Raw genomic sequence first — 21,836 nt, forward strand, 5'->3', positions numbered from 1 at the left:
GTTGTTCTACTTGGCCTTTTATAAAGTGCCGGTGAGCAAGCCTCCTTGCTGAGGGTAGTCATTCCAACAGGCGGTCTGCCTGTTAGTTACTTAACTTATCAAGATAAGCCTTTGCAGCCTTTAGTATTTCTAGGCTGTTAGGTGAATCCGAGTGCACGCACGCGGTGATGTATTCGTAGTGCGCAGGTAGCTCTATCGTTGTGCCGTCGAATGCGATGAGAGAATGCTTATCGGTGAGTAGTTCTAAGCGTTCAAGAACCTCGCTGACCGAGCTAATCGTCGCGTGTGGGTGAGTGCGCGGGAGTAGGTTGCCGTCGGCTGCGTAGTGGCGGTCGAGAAAGACTTCTGGGATAATTGGCATGCCGCGGTCATCAGCCTCCTCAGCTATTTTTCCACCGGCAAGACAGACGATGGAAATGAGGCATCGGCTACGGACGAAATCTAAGTAGGTCTTACGGTATATTTCGTCGGTTTCTACTAGGTGGTAGAGAGCTCCGTGGAGCTTGATGTGGTTGAGGTCAGCAGCGCCGATGAAGCGCTGGATTTGAATCTCTAGCAGCGCTCTAAAATCCTCTGGAGAAAAGTCATAGGGCAGGCTGCGTCCACGGTCGGCTGATGGGACACCTGGGTGGGCGCCAGTGCTCACTGCGATAGGTTTTCGATTTTCTGCGAGAGTGGCGCAGTCTAGGATAGACTGGCGGTCGCCGGCGTGGCCACCGCAGGCGATGTTTGCCATGTGAAGGTGGGTCATAAGCGCGGCGGTCTGAGCGGGAGACTCCCACTCACCGAGGTCGCAGTTGAGAAAAATTTCTGGCATAGCGGGATTATGTGCAAGCCACTGCCCAGGCGAGTCTAATCGATGCGGATTTCTTTTCCTAGCATCGACCTTTATACCCAAATAAATGAGAGGGGACGCTGGGCGTGTTGTTGGACTAGCCAGCTCAAACCTTCTGCTGCGACTCGACCAATGATCGGGTAGCCGCCAACGGTTGGGCCGTCGTTGAGTGTGATGATTGGTTCGCCAGAGGGTGGAAGCTGGAGGCTGCCAACGAGAGTGGGAGTGCTGTGGATGCTGTGTTGGTGCGCTAGCTGTGACGAAACATCGCTGAGCAATCGGTACCCGGTGCGATCCGAGCGTGAGGAGACCGTCCAAGTCTGCTGAGTGATACGCTGCATTTGCGCGTCAGTGAACAACTGGGTGTGAGGGCCAGGGTAGAGACGAAGATTGGGTGGCTGGGTGTAGTCGCGTTGAGCTGCTGCAGGTGTGCGGCGAACAATCAAGTGCTGGGGTGATGGCTGCGCCAAATGCGCGTGGAGCGGGCTGTCTTGTTGGATAAGATCGCCTAGATCGGATCTATCATGGCGCGAGGTGGAGCCAAAAACTTTGCCAGCATCCCAGCCGCCAGCAATGGCGAGGTAGCTCCAGACGCCCTTGGCGCTGGGAGTGAAGCGTAGAGTCTCGCCTGCATACACATAGCGGCCGGACCAACTAGGCAGTTGTTTGCATTGATGTCCACCCACATGGGCGAGCCAGCAACCACGGAGGATTTCTATTTCAGCACCACCTAACATCAGTTCTAGAACCGTGTCGCTGGCGAGGTTGTGGACCAGTGCGTTTGCGGCAGAGGCGGCAAAGGGATCGATTACTCCAGCGGGGGCAACGCCGTAGTTGAGCCAGCCGGTTCGTCCTAGGTCTTGGTAGCTGATCCCCGCGCCCAACTGCGTCACTTTTGCGCTACTTGCTGTCATGCTGTTGGGATAAATTTTAGATGATCCCCTGGCTGGAGGGCGAAGGCGGTTGTTCCGTTACATGAGGGGTCAAAAAGTGGATGGTCTGTGTGGCCTAACCAATTCCAACCGCCTGGGCTAGGGATGGTGTAAATGCCCGCGTGAGAGCCGCCGATGGCCACAGCTCCCGTCGCCATCTTAGTGCGAGGAACTTTCCTCCGTGGCAGATGAAGCTGGGGAGCTAGCCCATCAAGGTAGGCGAAGCCTGGGCTGAATCCTAGGAAACGAACAGTGTAGAGCGCATCGCTGTGCAGTTGGATGACTTGCTCTTCGCTCAGACCTATCAGTGCTGCGACTTCCGCTAGATCAGGGCCATCGTAGTGCACTGGAATGCTGTGGAGAGTCGGCTCGGGCTTCGAACTCTCAGAAGACGACTTGGCGCTTTGAATCTCAGCGAGGACCTCTTCAGCGGAGGTGTTTGGGCGGGTGCGCAGCAGTAGGCTATCGTAGCCCATGATCGATTCCAAAATGACCTCAGAGTGCTGGTGGTGGATTGTGAGTAGCACAGCATAGTCATCGCTCGACTCTAACTGGAGAAGCCAGTGGTCTGGACCATAGGGTAGAATGGAAAATGGGTGAGCCATGTTGGCGGATATTAGCCGCAGTCATCCATTGTGCAAAGCTAGATATCTCTCATTCCGCTAGATTGGCGCTTCTAAAATACCATCCAAGCCAGCGATGGCGAGTCATCCAATTTGCATGATTCCGAGATCTCTGATAGAGATTCGGTGAAGAATGCAGAAACGATTGCTTATCACTGGTGGAGAAGGCGGCTTAGCTATGGCATGCCGTGAGGAATTTCAGTCGCATGGCTGGGAGGTTCTTGCGCCGTCTAGGCAGGAGTTAGACGTGAGTGATCCAGAGTCCGTCGAGACTTTCATCAGCAACTGCGGGCCGATTGATTTATTGCTCTGCGCCGCTGGAGTGACAGAGGATTGCCTGTTAGGTCGGATGAGCGAAACGAGCTGGGATAAAGTGCTCGATGTGAACCTCACAGGAGCCTTCCGCTGCGCGCGGGCAGTGAGTCGGCAGATGCTGCGTCGCCGGGCTGGTCATGTCATTTTCTTCTCTAGCCACTCAGCGTTCAATCCACCAGTGGGACAGGCGAACTACGCCGCGGCAAAAGCCGGTTTGGTGGCGATGGGAAAGTCCTTGGCAAAAGAATGGGGCAGCCGCTCGGTGCGCGTCAATGCCATCACCCCTGGGTTTTTAGAAACTAAAATGACCGAGGGAGTGTCCGCTGAGGCCCGCCAGAGCGCGTTAGATAAGCACACCCTAGGCACATTCAACACCGCTGAAAATGTCGCAAAATTTATCCGCTTTCTGGATGAAACAATGCACCAGACCTCTGGCCAAGTATTCCACCTAGATAGCCGAGCAATCTAGGAGCAACGCAACGGATCTCCGAATTCGAGGCGAGCACCTTTTTTTGACAGAATTCACAGAATGAACAGAATTTTCTAGAAATTGGAAGTCAGCCAGCACGGTGAAGTATCACCTATGTCCTGACCGTACCAAAGCACTGGAATTATTAATTCTTCATTGCTAATTCATCATTGGAGCGCAGCGACTAGTGGCGTCTATGTCCCCCATGGCCATGGCCACGGCCAGAGTGGCATGGTGCAGGTTGGTAGTAGTCGTGGCGTGAGCCGTGGTAGCCTCTGTCGTTGGTATTGTTGCTAGCTATGGCTGCACCTAAAAGGCCTGCGCCGACAATGCCAACGGCTGCGAGCCCTGGATCGACAGACTGGACTGGTTGACCATTACGATCATAGGTGGTCATGCAGCTAGGAAGTACAAGGCTGGTGGCGGCGACGAGACTGAATATTTGGAGTTTGTTCATGCTGATAGTTATTGATTTCAGCCGATTGGACGCACTCATCTCCAGATCTATTCAATCTTTTTTAGCATGCTCGTTTTGGGTGGACTTAGAGCATCTTCAAAGCGGTTGGTTAAGGGCGCATCCAGGCGCTGCCGAACTGGATGTAAATCGCTTCACTTTCTTCCGAGAAGGCTAGGTCGATTCCAGCGTGCATGCCGTGACGGCGTGAGATTAGGTAGCGTAGCCCAACACCACCGGTGGCGATGGTTTCAGAGCTGCTCCACTTGCCAAAATCGTTCGAAACTGCGCCGATGCCAGCGAATCCTAGGATGCCCCAGCGTGGGTGGACTTGCCAACGAAGTTCGGTCTCGGCTTCGATCACAGCTTCGCCTTAATAACGCATGGCTGGAGCTCCACGTAAACCGATGAAGGGCTGGCGGTAGAAGGGGGTGTCGCCAAAACTATGAGAGGCTTTAGCCTGTAGGCCAAGGTAGAGCGTGTCTTTGATCAGAGGTTTGTACTGTAGGGTCTGGAGATTAAGGATCTGGAAGTTATCGCTAGCACCTAACAAGGCGTCGTTCCACGTGATTGAAAGCTCACTGAATTGCCCTTTTGTGGGGGTGAATATATTGTCCCGTGTGTCATACAGAACGTTGGTCTTGATCGAGCTAAAGGTGGTTTCTATGCCGAGAGTCGGGAGATCGAGTTGTGGAGGGAGCAGCGTGGCGTCAGAGGAGCGATTTAAAGAGGTATCTACAGTGCCATAGAAATAATGCATGCCTACTTTCCAAGGCGAGTCAGCGATCTGCCAATTTCCACCGAGTTGCGCGCCCGTGAGGTCGAGGTTGTACTGCAGAGACCGACCTCCAGGAATCAAAGAGGAACCTAAGCCGTGGAAGTCTAGATTGACTGAGGTTGTTGTGATAAAGGACTGAATGTGGAGTTTTTCATCGAAATGGTAGCCAGCGTAGCCACCAAAGATGCCCTCGGTGCCGTTCTCCGTTTTCATAGCCCCAGCAGCATAGAAGTTAGGACGTTTCTGACCTTCGGGACGCTTGATGAACACTGGTACGATTGCCGCTCCATAGCCAACTGCTGGCTCGGTGATAGGCATGACCATCGGGTAAAACCCGTAAGGTTTGTCGAGAAACGAACCGATATCAAAGTAGCCGTCCTTGTCATCAAAAAAACGGCTTCCAGACGTCTCCTCTTTTTCTAGCGCGATGTCCTTGGTGAAATCTTGGGCAACGAGAAGGCTCGTGCTAAGTAGGCTGATGGAGAAAACGAGGTTCATGTGAAGCGCTGGTTAGAATGGGAAAGCGTTGGCTTACTGAACAATAAACAAATCAAGTAGAAATAAAAGAAGCAACGCACGAGGGCGTTGCTTCTTGAAGCAAATTCGAAGTGCTGTAGCTGAGATAGCTACAGTGGCTGGCTATTGGCATATGCTATGGGACAGTTTGCTACAGATTGCCGAAAATTGTTCGGCGAGCTTCCCTGCTATACGGTTCAACCTAGCTGCTAAGAGACTCTGCTAGGTTTATGTTTGATCTCATCTAATAAGTGTGTTCAATGTTTATTAGATGAAAACACTCTCGATCACAATCACCTCACTAACTCTCTCGATGGGAGCTTTGTTCGCTCAAGATGCGACTCCTAACAAAGAGCCAGCGAAAGCTCCCATGACTTTAGAGGAGCGTAAGGCTTCTATCCCTAGCATCGAAGCGCACATCCAAGAGCGTCGCGACCGACTTGATGAAATTGGCGGAGATGTGCTTCGTCTCGACGATCGTCTCGAGACTAAGGTCGATAAGATCGTCAACAAGCTAGCCTCACTGAAGGACTCAGATGGATCCCGCCGCCGTGTGAGTCAAATAAAGATGGCTGCTATGGAGAACCTTGTAGATAATGCTAAGAAATATCAGTCAAGGCGTGCTGAGCTTATTCGTGAACTAGGAAAGCATAAGCCGTCACAGCCGAAAGACTACGTTGAAGGTGACCTGAAGCGTACTGATGATCGTGTTGAGAAGCGTGTCGCTCAGGTGTTACTGCTTTCAAAATCCTTTTCGCAGGAAAAAGACGTACAGAAGTACACGGGCGGCGGAAGTCGACGTCATTACGGAAGAAACAATGATGGTTATAGTTACGAGCGCATCAGTGATGAATATCGCCAAAATAACAGGGACAAGAGCATGAACAAAAAGCAGCGTGATGCGGTCAAGGCTGCGCTCAAAAAGTCTGTCACCCGCTACGAGTCTCTTGCCAATGGAGTGACGCAAAAGCTCAAAAGTACTGAGATTTCAGCAGAATACCGATCGCTGCTCGAGTCAGAGCAATCGCATTACATGCAAGTATTAGAAAACCGTAAGAGCCAGCTCACTGACTTTGTTCTTGTAGATACTCCAAACACCAAAGCGATCAGCCAGAGCCAGGCTATCGACATTGAGAGAGCTCTTGATGATGCGGCTGATGACTTCCAGTCTGATATCCGTCTGATCAAGCAAAAGTATTCTGAGATCGTCGACGAGCGCCGTCGTATTCAGAAACTTGAGGTCAATTTAGCAGCTCGCAAGAAGTGGCTCGAAGACTACGAAGCTGGTAAAGTAAAAGTTTCAGCCGAGTAATCACAAATAGAATGAAACACACACTGCCACTTAGCCTTTTTACAGTAGCGTCCATAGCGGCAGTGTCTCATCTTTACCCAAGATTTCCAACAAGACCTTCCTAGTGAGGTTTCTGTTAAGGTTTCTGTTAAGGATGAGCCAAATTCAATACGGATAAAACTCCCCCTGGCAGGCATATCCATCAAGGGCGGATCTTCCGGCAGCTCGCGGGCACCCTTTCTCCAACATGTTCATAGAGTACGGCGCGGATATGCTCCACATTGCTAGGGTCATTGGTCGCGCTCGTATGGGATGCTGGAATGAAATACTCCGAGTGGACACCATCCAAATGAGAGCTCCAGTATGGCACCACTCCGTCGGAACTTCCCTTGCCGCTCCCTTTGCCCCGGTCACCGATGATCGAGTGCATTTTCGGTTTGTATGGCATGGGCTGTTCCAGTAGAGCCAGCAGAATCGGCGAGTTCTCTTTCAAGTTGTTGATGCTGGAGCTGGGCTCATCAAACACCGACTGGCCCAATGCTGTGGTCGACGAAAGCATACTCCCACTTAATTCGTTGACGGTATGAAGTGGCAGCCGGATCAGATTGGCCCCGAATCGGCCCAACCACGTATTTGATACGGGACTGCCCCGGTGCGGGCCACAAATGAAAACCACCCGTGAGATGTCCGGATTCGCTTTGAAATAGGCGCTGCGGCGCAATCGTTCCCGTTCATCGGCGGTGACATCCAGTTCAGTGATCGACTCGCTGAAAAACTTGGCCCAAAACTCATCCCCTCCGTCGTGAATCTGGAAGTTGGTTAAATTGCAACCCATGCTGTGTCCGACCATCACCATGTCACGCATCTTCGGGTTACTCCGTTGAGGGTCATAACGTTTCTGAAACGCCTTCAATTCATCCCTCAATTTCGCGGCATTCACTGAGATCGGAAATCCGGTCGGATAGAAAAACACCAGAGGCTGATAGTTTTTTCGAATCACAGGATCCGCATATACCTGATTAATGACCTCTCGCCAGGTCATCGGACTCGACAACAAACCGTGCACAAGGATCAACGGAATCCGATCATCTCGATACGGTTCGAGTGTGTAGAGCCCATCAAAGCTTGTATTTTTCGTAGGCTTCATCATTCCGACCCATCCGGCGGAGGCAGGGGGGGCGACATTTGTCGCAGTGGCCAAAGCCGCGGTGAAGTCGCCGGCAAGGATATAACTCTTCCCTCCAACCGTGACTGATTCGTCTTCCACCAGATCGTGAAGCACTACTTTCGCAGCCCTTTCCTTTCCCCACTCCACCACGGCCGTAAGAGCAAGCGCATATCCAGAGTGGGGCGGCATGAAGGGATCCTTGGCGCGGCGCTCGGGCGTTGGGCCGCGGTAACCCACCAAGCTGCCACCGACTCCGGGTCTCACATTGACACGCTCAAAGCCCTTCACTTTGATCCGGCTCGCTGGAGTCAAGGTGTCATAGAATCCCGGTTGATTGCCGTCGCGCTGGCCCTTTGCCCAAGCAAGCACATAATCTCCCAGTGGCCCTCGGGCTTTGATTTTCTGATTCCCGGCAACATGCTGGTGAAGCAACCATGCCAGTTCTGCATTGGCTTCGTTGTAGATCTCAACCAGATTCGCATGCACGGTGGAGTTCTCCAACGGTAGTCCTTTTTCGCTCAGCTCAATGGCCGTTAGAAGATATCCAAACACACCACCGGTCTTCGCACGATAGTTCCGAAAAGCCTGATGGATCGACACTTCGGCTGCGGCGAGCCGAAATTCTGGCCGATCATCCGCTTTGAGCCGTTGTGCCAGATTCTGAACCGTCCCGGCTGGATCTTTACGTGCTAGCTGGTATAATCCTTCCTGTTTTAGAACAGCGCGGGTGACTGGCGAATACGTCTTCCCATCAATCACCAGGTCCGCCCCAGCGGATCGAGTCACCGGCTTGCTCAGCACCTCGATCCCAGGCTTCGTAGCGCACGCTGAGAAAAGTAATACCGCTGCAATGGCCCCGCTACTAGTGCCTAACCATTTAAAACGTTTTATGTTGAGTCTCATAGAGTGATTTCATGCCGCGTGTTCTTTGCCTGAATCATGGCGGCTTCGCTGCCCTCAGTTGCACAGACCCGCAAAGAGCAAAGCCGGAGCGATTCATTCTTCTTTTCCATCGCTAAAAGAGAAACGTGATTTTGAAGCTAGTGCCGAAATCTTCAGGGCCGTTCTCCGGGCTTTCCGACCAGTAGCGTATGCCTGCTTGGAGCTGTATTTTCTGGCCGCCAAACGTCGTCAGCTTGTTTACGAACACATTGATCGGAACGGACCATTCATTTGAATCCCAGTCGTAGCTCGTCTCCGATTGTAGCACATAACTCCATGCATTTGCTGTTGTATAGACAAGGAACGGCTGCAGAAACGTGCTGTCGAGGTCGCCCGCGCTACTGCGGGTATCATGAATCCCCGTGATGTGATTGGTTAGCGCGCCATAAGTCCATCCGCCTTTTTGGATGAGGGCTACAGCTGTTAGGCCCGCACCCAAGGTGCCCGCCCCGAGAAGGCTATCCGTGCTTGTTGGCCAGAGGACCGCGGGGCCAACACCATAGGTAAGTGTCCCCAGCGCTGTTTCATCTGACTCTGGTACAAGGAAGAAACTCTGCAGTGTGTCACTCAATCCGAACTGACTTCCCGAAGGACCAGCGACATCGTTCTGCCAGACGACGGGAACGATTGTCCTGACAACGAGGGAGAAATCGTCGCTAAGTGAGAAGGGGATTACCGGTTGTATAGCGAGAGTTATATTGTCGCCGTCATCGGGACCAAGGCCAGTGTTGAAGCCGAAGTCAAACGGCACACTAATCATGGACGAGATCGGGTTGGCGAGCTTTTTTGCGAGCTCCTCATCCGATGGTGCTCCCGAGTCTTGGGCTTGAACCGGTGCCACAGCGATGAGGGCGAGTCCAGTAATAATTGGGATAAAGGTCGATTGATTCATGTGATTTAGTCTGGTTTGTCTGGTTTGTCTGGTTTTTGGTTGTCTGTTCAAACTATTTTATGGCAAATTTGTGTGATCGGCTAAAACACCGTCCTGAACCGGAGGCTGAATACTGAGGCGTGATCGGTGCTGGGATTTAAAGCGGGATTAATCACTGATTGGTAACTCAATGTCGTGTCAACCCCGGGGAACAATGGGAAGCGGTAAAAGATCTCAGCGTTGTATTCGTCGCGTGATCCTGCGGCGGTCGGCTCCACCCAGTTGAGCCCGAGACCGAGGAGGTCATTTTTCATCCCCGCCTTCGAACCGAGCGGTTCGTAGAGGAGCACATTCGCCCCCGCCTGATACTTGTAGAGGGCTGCTTCATTAAAGCTCTGCCCCCAGCGGGTAATCCCGATGAGTCTGCCATCTTTTGACAATTCTTGCTCGTACTTGAGCGAGTAGCCCCAGCCGTCTTTACCGGTATTGGCATTAATTGGAGCTCCGTCCTCGGTGCCGTCGGTGTGCCAGATTGTGAGCTTCGAATAGTCCGCTCTTCCAGTTCCCGGCACGATTTTGGCAGCAACTTCGAGAGCGGTGTAGAAGTCGCCAGCTCCAATGTCTCCCCAGTCATAGCGATTACCATTCGCATCCGCAACCAGTCCTATGACCTTGAAGCTGTCGCTGGGGTGCCACGCTCCGACCGCTCCTAGGCCCGAGTCCGGGAATGCGTCCACGAAGAAACCGGTACCGGCATTCGGAAGAAACGTAGTGACTGGGGTGATGTGTTTGGAGGTGCCTAGGATGGCATCCGTGGTGATCTTGCCGGCTCGGAAAGCCCAGCCCGCTTCCTGACTGCCCTGCTCCCAGTAAAGGTTTCGAATCAGAACGGTTGGTTGATACTTCGAGAAGGCATTGCCGGTGCCAATCTGGCTTCCCAGATTCACGAAGCCGAGATCCTGTGGTCCCGTGGTCCCATAATCCCACCGTCCCTCGAGGTGTGCGAACAATTTTCCAGCGCTTGGTTTACCCCGGTTGATCAGTTCCCAAGACGCCACTAGATCTGCATCCGTCGTCGTTCCCCAAGTGTTCATACCCGGTTTGGCTTCTGACAAACCTTGGAAGAGATGGTTGATCGTCAATCCCAGCTTGATCCCGGATGCTTCGTAAATGGAATCCTTCATCTCACCCGAGGCGTCGTGAAGCGGCTTCAGAGGAGAAACCGGCAGCAGGGATTCCCGTTGGGCTCTTCTCTGATCAACTTCCAGCAAGAGGTTCGACGGATCCTCAGGAGCGCTACTAAACGGAGAGCCAGATCCCGCCCCTTTTTCCTCATCCGCGTTCAGCATGGTGAAACTACCCAACAGACTAATAGACGCGATGGTGACAATTAAAGATTTCATGATGTTTCAGTTAAACGAGGTAAGTGTGTTAGTAAGTGAGAATCACCTTCAAAAGGGGGGGAGAAACACGAAAGTTTCACCACTGGTGATCACCAGTGATCTCGATTTTTGGTGTGAGTTCGAAATGTGAACGCTCGGTGGCATCAAGGAAACCGCCGAGCGCGAGGTTGGTTGTTTAGCCGACCGTGACGGTGCCGTCTTCAGCGATAGATATAGGGTCACCGGTCTTCACTGCCTCAAGGAACTCGTCGCCGAGCAGATCGATGGTGATGACGCGACGATCGTACCAGACGTCATCGATTATCAGTCCGCCGGCCGCGATGCTGTCGATGTGCGAGGAGAAGAGGAAGGCCTTGAGGCCCACACCCATTTCGCTCACACCCATGAGTGCTCCCGCGCCCATGGTGGAACCGACGCACTGTGAGGTGCACAGAATCGCATCCTTCATGTCCTTTTTGAACAGGTCCGGGTTGTTGGCGTCTGTGCAGGGCGCAGACTCGGTATTCCCTGCGAACATGTTTTCGAAGTAAGACCCTGTGAGGTTGAAGGGCATCTTCGAGACCAGTGCCTTGCCCTCGAGTTTTCCGGAAAGAACGGGACGTCCTTTAAATATTTTTTTAGCCATAGTTTTATCTAGTTGAATGTTTTGTTCGAATTTTTCTCAATTTTGGTTTTCGTGCTTATGATGGGACCTTGCCGCTGACGATGATGTCGACCAGGGTCTGATCCGGGAAGTAGCGGATCGACGAGTAGTTCCGCGTCTTGGCGGAGTTGGTGATGCCCTGGACACGGTCCGAGAAACCCTTGGTGCCAGCCCAAGTGACGCCGCACATCGGGGTAGCAATCATGCCCGCTTTTAGCATCTTGCCGGCGAGTTCGCCGTCGTCTGCGATAAGTTGGAGCTTCACGACGTTGGCGCAGAACATGTAGACAGGAATCGCGGTCTTTTCCTTGCCATCCTTTTCGAGCCCCTCTGTGACCAGTTTCCCCCACTTTTTCATTTCGTAGAGAGTGTTGTGCGGGCATCCGATGAAGGCGGCGGTGGGATCTCCGTCTTTCCTCGGCCACAAGTTGTCAAAGGTCTTGATTGTTTTCTGCTCCTCGGCGTCGTCATAGACGTAGGTCTGGTAGCCCTCTTCTAGCAGCTTGCGGCCCTTCTCCTTGGCGTCCGGGGTCAAGTTCTCGACATGGTAGAGGCCCACCGCGCCAGAAGCTGCAGTGGCACTGCCCATGGCTTTCAGCAGGTGCATGTTGTCCTCGGTGACTTCGCTGCCTTCAAAGTACTTATCGATGCCGGCGACGAGGGGAACATCTTCTACTACTTTGCGTCCGATGGCGGTGCCGAGCACCCCCCAATCCGGAGCCTTAGAGGTCTTGACTTCCACCAGCCATTTCGCCTGGCGACCCTCGTCGGTCATGAGACCGAAGTAAGGAGCCTTGGCCGTAATGGCGCTGATCAGGTCAATGCCGGCGCCGTTCCTGTTGGTCCGGATACCGAGTACAGAGTTGCCATAGTTCACCGCGGAAGACTCCGCCCAGGCCACCATGGTTCCGGGCTTGGGTGCGTTGCCCACTTCTTTCACATAGCAGGCACACGAGCGTTTGTTGAGATCCGGTGCGCCGAGGCGGGCATGAACCCAGTCGAGTTCCTTCTGCAGCGGATAGCCCTCGTAAACGATCTGCATTTCCTTCTCGTTGTTCTGGACGTTGAAGCAATCGTAGGGGCGCGGGTTCACCGTATAGGGGGCATAGGATTTGAGTCCGGCCGTGGCGCATTCATCGAGCATCTTGATCATCGAGCTGAGGTAGGGGGCGCCGGGGTAGAGGTTGCTGTGGGGTGCACCGCCGAGGTCGACGAGCTTCTCGGCACCGAATGTGTTGCCGAAGACCACCTGGATCTTCATGAGCTTGGCCATCTCCGGGCCCTTCGAGCCGCCCAAGATCGCCTGCTCATCCTTGGTTAGTTTCATTTTGTGCTTGGCGGCCTCTTCAGCCGTGGCATTGGCCTTGGACGCACCGGTGAAGGTGGCTTTCTGGCCTGTTGGCTTGCCGTCGGGTCCGAGACCCTGCATGTCGGAGTCGAGTAGGCTTCCAGCGAAGGCGGGAACCTTGCCGGTTCCTGCCGCGGCAGCCTTTGCGGCCGGGACCGCCGCTGCTTTAGCCTGGACTTGCGAAGCTGTGACTCCGGCTAGCGCGCCGGGTGTTAGTACTGACAGCGAAAGGGTCTTGGCGAAAGAGCGCCGGCCCATCTTTGATTTCATTTCTTCTTTAGGGGTCATATTTTTTAGTTTATTTGGATTACCATAGAGCTCACCCCACCTTCCGTTTTGTTGATAGGGGAGAGTTGATAGAGGAGGAGTTAGACATTTTTCTAAGTAAAAAATATGAGTTTTCTTTCCTCGAAAATTAAAAAAGCAATTTATGATTAGCACAATAGATTGCTAGAATATTTAAAGTCAACACTTTAGTGTAAACCCCTCATTGGAAATGAGTTCCGCACAGCTGCTCACTGAGTAGTTGCAGGGCCCTAAACGTGCGGAAAAATCAAAAGAGCAGTCTGTGAGCTTTTTTATTGCGACTCGAGGTGCAGCTTGAGGATGCGGATCATTTCGTCCTGAGCCTTGCTGCTGTCCTGAGCATTGTGCCAGGCCGGGACTACGAGCTCAGAGTCTACTTCTGTTAGGTGGGAGCTGGTGTACTTAACGACCCCATCCGAACTGTTTTCTAACTTTCCGCCCCAGCCTCGATCGCCGATGATCGAGTGGTAGGTAACTTTCTCCAGCTTTGGCCTGGTGAGGTTATACTTCAATGTTGGGTTGTTGTACTTGAGCCGTTGGACGCCATCCATTCCTTCTTGGATATCAAAGATGCTTTTTCCCAAACTGGTTAGATCTTGACGGTAGTGTGCTGGATCAAGACCTACGATGTCTTTTGGAATTTCAATGAGATGTGAAGTGAGTTGGCCAATCCAGTTGTCAGCGTAGGATGAGCCTCGGTGAGGAGTTGCGATGAATACTGCGCGGGAAACACAGTCGAGTGGTGGTGTCTCTAAGAGCTCAACAATCGATTTTTTCCCCATTGTTTCGACGGTTAGAGTGTCGATATTTTTGTTGTATATTTCTGAAATGGCTCCTCGATAATCCCTGGTGATTGCACTTGTTAGGATGCCACCCATGCTATGACCTATCATGACCATCTCATTGGCGTTGAAGCCTGCACCATGCTCCTTAAGATGCACGTGTAGCTCTTTGATTTCATTTTTTAAACCTGCAGCGCTGTGAGAGAGAGGTAGTCCTGTAGGATAGAAGTATGCATAGAATTGATAGTTTTCACGAATCACGGGATCTTCCAGTAGTTCGTATGTAGGCTTGATCCAAAGGTTAGGGGTGGCCGCGAGACCATGGACGAAAATCACAGGAATTAGTTTCGGATCAATAGGCTCGAAAGAGATAAGGCTCATTGACTCTATCCCATACTCAGGACGTAAGACGTTGATCAAGCCTTGGTAGATGAGAGATTTAGTAGCAGCTTGGGAAAATGCATGGGGAGTGGTGTAGTTCGCTGAGAGCTGCGGACTCTCACGTGAGTCTATCAGTTGAAAGCTAACTGAGTTTCCGTCACTCCAGTGAGCAAGAGCTGTCACAGAGTATATGTAGCCAATTTTAGACATGAACGGGAATTTCTTGCTGCGTTCAACCGACCAGGCTGAACGTGCGGTCATAGGCACACCTCTACCGTGAGTCTCTATCGCAGGACTGAGAGCTGAACTGGCGTATTGATTAGCATAATGAAGAGTGTCGATGTCGGTCAGCTGTGAAGCTTTTGTGTGACAGTGGGAAGCTATCTGGAAGCTGTGCTCACCTGAGCTTACAGAACTACCCCAGAGCTGGTGAGTTTGAATCAGTTCTAGCCCTTTACCTAGGGATTGCTGGTATGCTTTGTAAGCCCAATAGGCTTGCATATGGTAGGGCTCTAGCTCCTTTGCTGCAGACAAATAGAGCGCAACTGCCTTCTCAGGTTGATGTTTGTACATCCCATTCGCTTTGCGGATTTTACTGAATGCAGGTTTAGCATAGCTTTTCTCAGCTCTAGGGATTTTCCTGAGCAATTCGGTTTGCTCATTCTGCGAGAGCTCAATCACAGTGGAGACACATGAGCTCAATGCGTAGCATAGGAAGAGAGATAGAATGAGGCGAATCATTGGGTCTGTTTATGCTGAAGTGGTGACATTGTGTGCTAGAACTTAGGCGAGTACTATGCTGATGAAATGGAATCGCAAGTATGATGCTGATTTTTTAGAATTCGATATGCCCGCGCAACCCTACAACCATAGCGAAGTTTTTACGCAATCCATCGCCAACCAGAAGCTGGGCGTTAGGAGTTATTTGAATGTTGAAAGGGCCTTGGTACCTATAGAGTGTCTCAAATACGCCTTGAATATCAGCGGTGTCAGAGGACTGACCAGCTCCAACACCGAAGCCGAGAAAGTCATTTTCTCGCATATTAGAACCGAAGCCAACAACTGCCATCTTATTGAGATCAGTCTGACTGCCGTTGCTGTTAGAAAACCGAGCGAATAAGGATTTTTCGTTGTCATCAAAGTGGTGCTCAAAGCCACAACTAAATCCGTAGTCCTCTTCGCGTTCCTCTGTAGAGTCGGAGCCCCAGAACATCGCTTGTATATGGTTTTCAGTCCCGTCTCCGAGCCAGGTGAAGCCCGGTTGAATAGCAGTAAAAATGTTGCCAGAATTAAGATCAAAGTCGACCTGTGCTCCTGTTTTGCTCGCTTGGACTTGGGTCAGAGCGTAGGTGAGGTCGAAATTGTCGTTAATCTGCCAGCGTGCTGTGGCTCCAGCGCCAAATCGAGGAAACGCGACAGTCGGGTTGGTTGAGAATACACGGTTGAGAAATGCCTTCTTTGCTCCTCTAAGGGCGTGTGAGTCAAGCCGACTTTCTACACTCAGCTGGCCATAACGGAGTTCGATTCTTCCATCGTGGAGGATGTGTTGGATGTATAAGTCTGGAATTTCAAAACCACTGTCACTGAATCCATCAGTGGTTCCTAATATAGCTCCAATGTTGTTTGCTAACTCCGCAGCGGAGTTCTCTAGCAGCGCATGCCGGTGGCGCAGTCGAAACTTGAGAGCCAATAGCCCGTCGCGCTCACCTCCGATGCGCTCAAGTAGTCGGCTTGGGTATTCTTCACCCACAAATGTCCAGCGGCCCGCGAGCGAAAGTTCTCCAGATCCGCCAGACTCACTATCGCCAATAGCTCCTTGGAATAATGCACTGTAGCTCAGTGCGACATTGAGCCGATCGGTTGAAAATATGTATTTGAGCGGGAGTTCATTATCCTCTAGGCCCGCGATCGACAAACTCTCCCCCTCCACCCCGGTGGGGGCAGTGGCCTGTGTCTCGCTCATCGCAGTGTGGCAGCACGCAAAAATCAAGATTATATAGAGAGGATGGAGAATGCTTCTCATAAAATGTCTTCTATGGTTTGAGCTATGCTGTTGATTTTGTCAAATCATCAAGAGGTCGGCTGTGAGGATCGTATTTTCACCTAGCATGTAGAGTGGAAATAGGTTAGTAACGATGTCTAACTTATTAAATAAACAACCTAACATTTTTGTAGTGAGGTATTTAGTGTCATGAAATTTAACAGACTTTATATAATATTGGGCCTAGTGTCGGGAGTGAGTACGTCAACAATATCGGCGAAAGAATCAGCTCCTAAAACCACACCAGTCACCCAAGTAATGCCCTCTTGGAATGCGGCAAAGAGTAAGGCTGAGATTCTCAAATTTATAGAGAATGTTAGCGAAGAAGGTGGGGAGCATTATGTGAAACCAGGAGATCGAATTGCCGTGTTCGATAACGATGGGACATTATGGGCGGAGCAGCCCGTGTACTTTCAAGCAATGTACACTCTAGATAGAGTGAGGAAAATGGCGCCACAGCATCCTGACTGGAAAGATAAAGAGCCGTTCAAATCAGTCCTTGCAGGAGATGACAATAAGGCGTTGGCTCAAGGTGAGCCAGCATTGATAGAGATGGTCAAAGCAACCCATAGCGGTATGACAACTGAGGAGTTTTCTGCATCAGTGCGCCAGTGGATTCATACAGCCAAGCATCCAACATCAGGAAAACTTCTTAAACAGATGGTCTATCAGCCAATGTTAGAAGTTCTCGAAGTTCTGCGAAATAATGATTTTAAAACCTATATTGTTTCTGGTGGAGGGATTGATTTCATGCGGGTTTTTACTGAGGAAGTCTATGGTATTCCTCCTGAGCAGGTGATTGGCAGTTCAATCGAAGTGAAATTTGAAATGCGTGCCGGCGTGCCAGTGATTGTACGGGAGCCAAAGATCGGATTTATTGATGACAAGGAAGGAAAGCCAATTGGCATCCACACGCACATTGGCAAGCGCCCGATCGCCGCCTTCGGGAACTCTGATGGAGACCTACAGATGCTCCAATGGACCGCGGCAGGGAAGGGGCCAAGCCTTTGCGTCTATGTGCACCACACCGATGCCGAGCGCGAATGGGCCTACGACCGTGACTCGCACATAGGCAAGCTCGACAAAGGGCTAGATGAAGCCAAAGCTAAAGGCTGGACTGTTATAGACATGAAGGCTGAGTGGAAAACCATTTTCCCTGAAAAGTGAAAATTGATGAACTGTCAAAAGCTAGGATGAATAGGGCTGAGATGCATTTATTTTGATTCAGCCACTCTTTATTTCTAGAAAAGTATTGATTCGTGTTATAGGGCCGAATATCGAAAATTCCCGCTAGCCACGTAATCTAACGGCATAAAAACATTTACTAACAATAAAATACAATGAAATCAACACTACCTACATTTGGATTCCTGAGAAAATCAGCTGCCAAATCCCTAGTCGGAGCCCTTGTCGCAGTTACCGCTGTGATCATTGGCGGTGCAGACTCCGCGTCTGCCGCAGATAAGAAAAAACCTAACATTCTCGTCATTTGGGGCGACGACGTCGGCCAGTCTAACATCTCCGCCTACACCAAGGGCATGATGGGCTACACCACTCCCAACATCGACCGTATCGCTAACGAAGGTCTGATCTTTACTGATTACTATGGTGAGCAGTCGTGTACTGCAGGCCGTTCTTCCTTCATCATGGGGCAGAGCGTGTTTCGTACAGGCCTTTCCAAGGTTGGTCTTCCGGGTGCAGCAGAAGGCATGAACGAAAAGGATATCACCATCGCTGGTGTGTTGAAAGACCAAGGCTATGCTACGGGACAGTTTGGTAAAAATCACCTTGGCGATCGAGACGAGATGCTGCCGACGAACCACGGATTCGACGAATTTTATGGCAACCTTTACCATCTCAATGCTGAGGAAGAGCCTGAAAATGTGGATTATCCACGCGACATGAAGATGCCAGACGGCCGAACATTCCTCGAGACTTACGGTCCGCGCGGGGTGATCAAATCTTCCGCTGACGGTAAGATCGAAGACACTGGTCCTTTGACGAAAAAGCGTATGGAAACTGTCGACGACGACACTTCTGCTAGAGCGATCGATTTCATTCGTCGTGCGCACAAAGCTGACAAGCCATGGTTTGTTTGGTGGAGCGGTACTCGCATGCACTTTCGTACTCACATGAATGATGAGAAGACGAAGGAGATCAAAAAAATGTACCCTAATGCTGACGAATACTCGTGCGGAATGGTTGAGCACGACATGCACATCGGTGATTTCCTCAAAGTTCTCGACGAACTCGGAATCGCAGATAACACCATCGTTCATTATTCCACAGACAACGGCCCACACTACAACACTTGGCCGGATGCTGCTGCCACACCCTTCCGTGGTGAGAAGAACACCAACTGGGAAGGTGGCTGGAGAGTCCCTAGTGCTGTGCGTTGGCCTGGCGTTGTGAAGCCGGGTTCTATTTCTAACGGAATAGTTCACCACATGGATTGGCTTCCAACTTATGCTGCGGCGGCTGGAAATAAGACAATCAAGCAAGACCTCCTCAAGGGCTACAACAACAAGGCGCTTGGACGTTCTTACAAAAACCACCTCGATGGCTACGACCTCTCAGCGCACCTTGCTGACCCGCAAAAAGTCGAGAGCCCACGTAAAGAAATCTTCTACTTCTCAGATGATGGTGATCTCACAGCTCTTCGTTATGGGCCATGGAAGCTTGTTTTCATGGAGCAGAAGACCGTTGGAGGTTTTCGCGTTTGGATGGATCCGTTCGTGCCACTTCGTGTGCCACTTATTTTGAATCTTCGCCGCGACCCATACGAGCGTGCTCCAATCACATCTAATACCTACTACGATTGGTTACTCGATCGCGCGTACCTTCTGGTACCAGCTCAGGCATACGTCGGTAAATTCCTCGGAACTTTCAAGGAATACCCACCGCGCCAGAAGGCAGCCACGTTCTCACTCGATAAAGTGATGGATAAGCTCACAGAGCCGACCAACAAGTAAAGCCACATTTCCACAAAGCGTGCTCATTCAGAGCGCGCTTTTTTCTCTCTCAATTCAAACCCTAGATACAATGAACATAAAAAACATAATACTAGCAGCCACATGCTCTCTAGCAATTGGCTCCTCAGTCCAAGCGGCTGACAAACCTAACATCCTGATTATCTGGGGTGACGACATCGGTCAATTCAACCTCAGTTACAACAACCGAGGAATGATGGGCTATAAAACTCCGAACATTGACCGCATTGCAAGCGAAGGTGCTTTCTTTACCGATTGGTATGGTCAGCAGAGCTGTACCGCTGGTCGCGCCGCCTTCATCACAGGACAGTCGCCAATGCGTACTGGTCTCACTAAAGTGGGCCTACCAGGTTCTCCTGAAGGATTGAAGATAGAAGACCCTACGATTGCGGGTCTTCTCAAATCTCACGGCTACATGACTGCTCAGTACGGAAAAAATCACCTTGGTGACCGCGACGAGATGCTCCCGACTAACCACGGATTTGATGAGTTTTACGGCAACCTCTACCACCTCAATGCCGAGGAAGAGCCAGAGAATGTTGATTACCCGAAGGATCCTGCATTTAAGAAAAAATTTGGGCCACGCGGAGTGATCAGTAGCACTGCTGATGGAAAAATCGAGGACACTGGGCCGTTGACTAAAAAGCGCATGGAAACTGTCGATGGTGAAGTAACAGCCAAGGCTCTCGATTTCATGGATCGTGCTAAGAAAGCAGACAAGCCGTTCTTCCTCTGGTGGAACAGCACGCGGATGCACGTCAACACCCACCTCAAGCCAGAGTCACGCGGCAAGACTGGTCTCGGCGTCTATGCTGACGGCATGGTCGAGCATGACTTCATGGTTGGCCAGCTGCTCGACAAGCTCACGGAGCTCGGTCTCGATGAGAACACGATTGTCATGTATTCCACCGATAATGGAGCCGAGGTTTTCACTTGGCCCGATGGTGGTAGCACCATGTTCCGCGGTGAAAAAGCCACACAGTGGGAAGGCGGCTTCCGTGTTCCGACAGCGATTCGTTGGCCTAAAGTCATCAAGCCTGGAACAGTGATCAATGAGCTTTGTGCTCACGAAGACATGCTCCCAACTTTGCTTGCAGCTGCTGGTGATACCACAGTAAAAGCGGATCTCCTCAAAGGTAAAAAAGCGATCAACAGGGACTACAAAGTTCATCTCGATGGCTACAATCTTCTGCCTTCTTTCAAAGGAGACACAAAGGAATGGCCACGTAAGGAGTTCATCTACTGGACTGATGATGGAAATGTAGCGGCAATTCGTTACAACAACTGGAAGGCAACATTTCTCCAGCAAGACGCCCATGGCATGGATGTGTGGATCAAGCCTTTCACGGTGCTCAGAGCTCCGATGTTAGTGAACTTGCGCATGGATCCGTTTGAGCGCGCTCAACACGAAGCCATCGGTTACCCTCAGTGGTGGATTGATCACATGTACATGATCGCTCCAGCTGCTAGTTATGTAGGTGAATGGTTGCAGAGCTTCAAGGAGTTCCCACCACGTCAAAAGCCTGGTACTTTCAGTCTCGATCACGTGATGGACAGCATCAGCAAGGGAGCTGGCGACAAGTAACAGTTATTTCATATAGATCATCGGGATGCTTCTGCGTAGGGGCATCCCGATTTTTCATTACTACAAAGTCACCAGACTTTGCTAACACGACCTTCGAACCTCAGACCTTTGACACTCCTCCGAGGAGCTCGAACGTCGAGAGTCCTGTTAGCTAAGACTTCACACTCCCAACTCCACCCTTATCACTCTTCATCATGCTCGCCCACCAATCTATAAAACAACTCCAACAATGCATGGAGCAGTCAATCATCGGTCAAGAAACGGTGGTGAAAAGCATTCTTCTGAGCCTCCTCTGCAATGGAAATGTCCTGCTAGAAGGACTTCCTGGACTGGCTAAAACTCGCGCAGTGAAAAGTCTGGCCGAGCACCTAGTGGCCGATTTCAGCCGTATCCAGTTCACTCCCGACCTTTTACCATCTGACATCACAGGGTCGGAAATGTATTTAGGTGAAGACTCAGCCCAGCGCTTCGAGTTCGAACCCGGCCCCATTTTTGCAAATATTGTGCTCGCCGACGAAGTCAACCGCGCGCCTGCCAAAGTCCAGGCCGCATTGCTAGAAGCAATGGAAGAACGCCAAGTCACCGTCGCTGGCCAGACCCACAAAATGCCGCCGCTATTCATGGTGATGGCGACCCAGAACCCTATCGAGCAAGAAGGAACCTACCCGCTGCCAGAAGCGCAGATGGATCGGTTTCTCATGCATATCTCCATCGATTACCCGAGCGACACCGACGAGAAGGCGGTGATGCGCTTGGTGCGTGGTGAGACATCCAGCTCATTTAACAACAAAGAAAAAATTTCAATAGCGCAAGAGGAAGTCTTCTCGGCTCGCGCAGAAATTGATCAAATAGAAATCAGCGATGCGATGGAAGAATACATCGTTTCTTTGGTTGCTGCCACGCGCAGGCCAGCCGACTTCGACGCTGATCTAGCGCGCTATATTCAAGTGGGAGTGAGCCCACGTGGATCTATCGCGCTCGATAAAGCATCCCGAGCTCACGCATGGTTAGAAGAACGCACAAGTGTCACACCTGACGATATCCGAGCAGTCGTCAGTGATTGTCTGCGCCACCGTATTGGCCTCAGCTACGAAGCCCAGGCAGATGGACTGACGAGTAACGATGTGATCAACAAAATCGTCAAATTGGTGGCAATAGCTTAG

General features: G+C 51.3%; 19 protein-coding genes. 6 read left to right on the plus strand and 13 right to left on the minus strand.

Annotation, left to right across the window (positions count from 1 at the left end):
• Positions 1-82: 82 nt before the first annotated feature.
• The 3 genes from BSZ32_RS08030 to pxpB form a co-directional block, all read right to left on the minus strand.
• The gene (locus tag BSZ32_RS08030) at positions 83-817 is read right to left on the minus strand and encodes a LamB/YcsF family protein (RefSeq protein ID WP_105042963.1); all 735 of its coding nucleotides are present in this window, start codon (positions 815-817) and stop codon (positions 83-85) included.
• Between the two features lie 71 nt (positions 818-888).
• Positions 889-1,749: a 5-oxoprolinase subunit C family protein gene (locus BSZ32_RS08035; protein WP_105042964.1), complete on the minus strand. Its 861-nt coding sequence runs from the start codon at positions 1,747-1,749 to the stop codon at positions 889-891.
• Complete coding sequence (gene pxpB, locus BSZ32_RS08040) at positions 1,746-2,372, minus strand: 5-oxoprolinase subunit PxpB (RefSeq protein ID WP_105042965.1); 627 nt, start codon at positions 2,370-2,372, stop codon at positions 1,746-1,748. The genes BSZ32_RS08035 and pxpB overlap by 4 nt, the downstream gene beginning before the upstream one ends.
• 151 nt (positions 2,373-2,523) lie before the next feature.
• Between pxpB and BSZ32_RS08045 the strand changes: the two genes are divergently transcribed.
• The gene (locus BSZ32_RS08045) at positions 2,524-3,174 is read left to right on the plus strand and encodes an SDR family NAD(P)-dependent oxidoreductase (protein ID WP_105042966.1); all 651 of its coding nucleotides are present in this window, start codon (positions 2,524-2,526) and stop codon (positions 3,172-3,174) included.
• A gap of 184 nt (positions 3,175-3,358) precedes the next feature.
• Here the strand turns inward: BSZ32_RS08045 and BSZ32_RS08050 are convergent, their stop codons facing one another.
• The 3 genes from BSZ32_RS08050 to BSZ32_RS08060 all read right to left on the minus strand — a co-directional run bounded on the left by BSZ32_RS08050 (position 3,359) and on the right by BSZ32_RS08060 (position 4,904).
• Entirely contained in the window at positions 3,359-3,631 is a 273-nt protein-coding gene (locus BSZ32_RS08050; protein WP_105042967.1) for a hypothetical protein, read from the minus strand.
• A gap of 109 nt (positions 3,632-3,740) precedes the next feature.
• Positions 3,741-3,992: a hypothetical protein gene (locus BSZ32_RS08055; protein ID WP_105042968.1), complete on the minus strand. Its 252-nt coding sequence runs from the start codon at positions 3,990-3,992 to the stop codon at positions 3,741-3,743.
• A gap of 9 nt (positions 3,993-4,001) precedes the next feature.
• Positions 4,002-4,904: a BamA/TamA family outer membrane protein gene (locus tag BSZ32_RS08060; protein WP_105042969.1), complete on the minus strand. Its 903-nt coding sequence runs from the start codon at positions 4,902-4,904 to the stop codon at positions 4,002-4,004.
• Positions 4,905-5,193: 289 nt separating this feature from the next.
• On the opposite strand from BSZ32_RS08060, the gene BSZ32_RS08065 reads away from it, so the two are divergent.
• Positions 5,194-6,234, plus strand: a complete 1,041-nt coding sequence (locus tag BSZ32_RS08065) for a hypothetical protein (RefSeq protein WP_105042970.1) — start codon at positions 5,194-5,196, stop codon at positions 6,232-6,234.
• A 181-nt stretch (positions 6,235-6,415) separates the two neighbouring features.
• Here the strand turns inward: BSZ32_RS08065 and BSZ32_RS08070 are convergent, their stop codons facing one another.
• The 7 genes from BSZ32_RS08070 to BSZ32_RS08105 form a co-directional block, all read right to left on the minus strand.
• Complete coding sequence (locus BSZ32_RS08070) at positions 6,416-8,284, minus strand: esterase/lipase family protein (RefSeq protein ID WP_105042971.1); 1,869 nt, start codon at positions 8,282-8,284, stop codon at positions 6,416-6,418.
• A gap of 112 nt (positions 8,285-8,396) precedes the next feature.
• Complete coding sequence (locus BSZ32_RS08075; RefSeq protein WP_105042972.1) at positions 8,397-9,215, minus strand: hypothetical protein; 819 nt, start codon at positions 9,213-9,215, stop codon at positions 8,397-8,399.
• 80 nt (positions 9,216-9,295) lie between these two features.
• Positions 9,296-10,597 carry a carbohydrate porin gene (locus BSZ32_RS08080; RefSeq protein WP_129589658.1) on the minus strand — a complete coding sequence of 434 codons (1,302 nt, stop codon included), beginning with the start codon at positions 10,595-10,597 and terminating at the stop codon, positions 9,296-9,298.
• Positions 10,598-10,772: 175 nt separating this feature from the next.
• Entirely contained in the window at positions 10,773-11,222 is a 450-nt protein-coding gene (locus tag BSZ32_RS08090; RefSeq protein WP_105042975.1) for an aconitase X swivel domain-containing protein, read from the minus strand.
• Positions 11,223-11,277: 55 nt separating this feature from the next.
• Entirely contained in the window at positions 11,278-12,876 is a 1,599-nt protein-coding gene (locus BSZ32_RS08095; RefSeq protein WP_105042976.1) for an aconitase X, read from the minus strand.
• A 290-nt stretch (positions 12,877-13,166) separates the two neighbouring features.
• Positions 13,167-14,798, minus strand: a complete 1,632-nt coding sequence (locus BSZ32_RS08100; protein ID WP_105042977.1) for an esterase/lipase family protein — start codon at positions 14,796-14,798, stop codon at positions 13,167-13,169.
• 94 nt (positions 14,799-14,892) lie between these two features.
• Entirely contained in the window at positions 14,893-16,020 is a 1,128-nt protein-coding gene (locus BSZ32_RS08105; RefSeq protein WP_165788729.1) for a carbohydrate porin, read from the minus strand.
• 228 nt (positions 16,021-16,248) lie between these two features.
• Here BSZ32_RS08105 and BSZ32_RS08110 point away from each other — a divergent pair, with 228 nt between their 5' ends.
• The 4 genes from BSZ32_RS08110 to BSZ32_RS08125 all read left to right on the plus strand — a co-directional run bounded on the left by BSZ32_RS08110 (position 16,249) and on the right by BSZ32_RS08125 (position 21,836).
• Entirely contained in the window at positions 16,249-17,265 is a 1,017-nt protein-coding gene (locus BSZ32_RS08110) for an HAD family hydrolase (protein ID WP_105042979.1), read from the plus strand.
• Positions 17,266-17,438: 173 nt separating this feature from the next.
• Positions 17,439-19,070 (plus strand): arylsulfatase, encoded by a 1,632-nt coding sequence (locus BSZ32_RS08115; protein WP_105042980.1) that lies wholly within the window; start codon positions 17,439-17,441, stop codon positions 19,068-19,070.
• A 70-nt stretch (positions 19,071-19,140) separates the two neighbouring features.
• Positions 19,141-20,673 carry an arylsulfatase gene (locus tag BSZ32_RS08120; RefSeq protein ID WP_105044795.1) on the plus strand — a complete coding sequence of 511 codons (1,533 nt, stop codon included), beginning with the start codon at positions 19,141-19,143 and terminating at the stop codon, positions 20,671-20,673.
• Between the two features lie 194 nt (positions 20,674-20,867).
• Positions 20,868-21,836, plus strand: a complete 969-nt coding sequence (locus tag BSZ32_RS08125; RefSeq protein ID WP_105042981.1) for an AAA family ATPase — start codon at positions 20,868-20,870, stop codon at positions 21,834-21,836.

This window comes from Rubritalea profundi (assembly GCF_002954445.1).
In the GTDB taxonomy this organism is placed as follows: Bacteria; Verrucomicrobiota; Verrucomicrobiia; order Verrucomicrobiales; family Akkermansiaceae; genus Rubritalea; species Rubritalea profundi.

Bases quoted from the DNA above. Each gene is read 5' to 3' on its own strand.
- BSZ32_RS08030 (WP_105042963.1), bottom strand. From the start codon at position 817: ATGCCAGAAATTTTTCTCAACTGCGACCTCGGTGAGTGGGAGTCTCCC.
- BSZ32_RS08035 (WP_105042964.1), bottom strand. From the start codon at position 1,749: ATGACAGCAAGTAGCGCAAAAGTGACGCAGTTGGGCGCGGGGATCAGC.
- pxpB (WP_105042965.1), bottom strand. From the start codon at position 2,372: ATGGCTCACCCATTTTCCATTCTACCCTATGGTCCAGACCACTGGCTT.
- BSZ32_RS08045 (WP_105042966.1), top strand. From the start codon at position 2,524: ATGCAGAAACGATTGCTTATCACTGGTGGAGAAGGCGGCTTAGCTATG.
- BSZ32_RS08050 (WP_105042967.1), bottom strand. From the start codon at position 3,631: ATGAACAAACTCCAAATATTCAGTCTCGTCGCCGCCACCAGCCTTGTA.
- BSZ32_RS08060 (WP_105042969.1), bottom strand. From the start codon at position 4,904: ATGAACCTCGTTTTCTCCATCAGCCTACTTAGCACGAGCCTTCTCGTT.
- BSZ32_RS08065 (WP_105042970.1), top strand. From the start codon at position 5,194: ATGAAAACACTCTCGATCACAATCACCTCACTAACTCTCTCGATGGGA.
- BSZ32_RS08070 (WP_105042971.1), bottom strand. From the start codon at position 8,284: ATGAGACTCAACATAAAACGTTTTAAATGGTTAGGCACTAGTAGCGGG.
- BSZ32_RS08075 (WP_105042972.1), bottom strand. From the start codon at position 9,215: ATGAATCAATCGACCTTTATCCCAATTATTACTGGACTCGCCCTCATC.
- BSZ32_RS08080 (WP_129589658.1), bottom strand. From the start codon at position 10,597: ATGAAATCTTTAATTGTCACCATCGCGTCTATTAGTCTGTTGGGTAGT.
- BSZ32_RS08090 (WP_105042975.1), bottom strand. From the start codon at position 11,222: ATGGCTAAAAAAATATTTAAAGGACGTCCCGTTCTTTCCGGAAAACTC.
- BSZ32_RS08095 (WP_105042976.1), bottom strand. From the start codon at position 12,876: ATGACCCCTAAAGAAGAAATGAAATCAAAGATGGGCCGGCGCTCTTTC.
- BSZ32_RS08100 (WP_105042977.1), bottom strand. From the start codon at position 14,798: ATGATTCGCCTCATTCTATCTCTCTTCCTATGCTACGCATTGAGCTCA.
- BSZ32_RS08105 (WP_165788729.1), bottom strand. From the start codon at position 16,020: ATGAGCGAGACACAGGCCACTGCCCCCACCGGGGTGGAGGGGGAGAGT.
- BSZ32_RS08110 (WP_105042979.1), top strand. From the start codon at position 16,249: ATGAAATTTAACAGACTTTATATAATATTGGGCCTAGTGTCGGGAGTG.
- BSZ32_RS08115 (WP_105042980.1), top strand. From the start codon at position 17,439: ATGAAATCAACACTACCTACATTTGGATTCCTGAGAAAATCAGCTGCC.
- BSZ32_RS08120 (WP_105044795.1), top strand. From the start codon at position 19,141: ATGAACATAAAAAACATAATACTAGCAGCCACATGCTCTCTAGCAATT.
- BSZ32_RS08125 (WP_105042981.1), top strand. From the start codon at position 20,868: ATGCTCGCCCACCAATCTATAAAACAACTCCAACAATGCATGGAGCAG.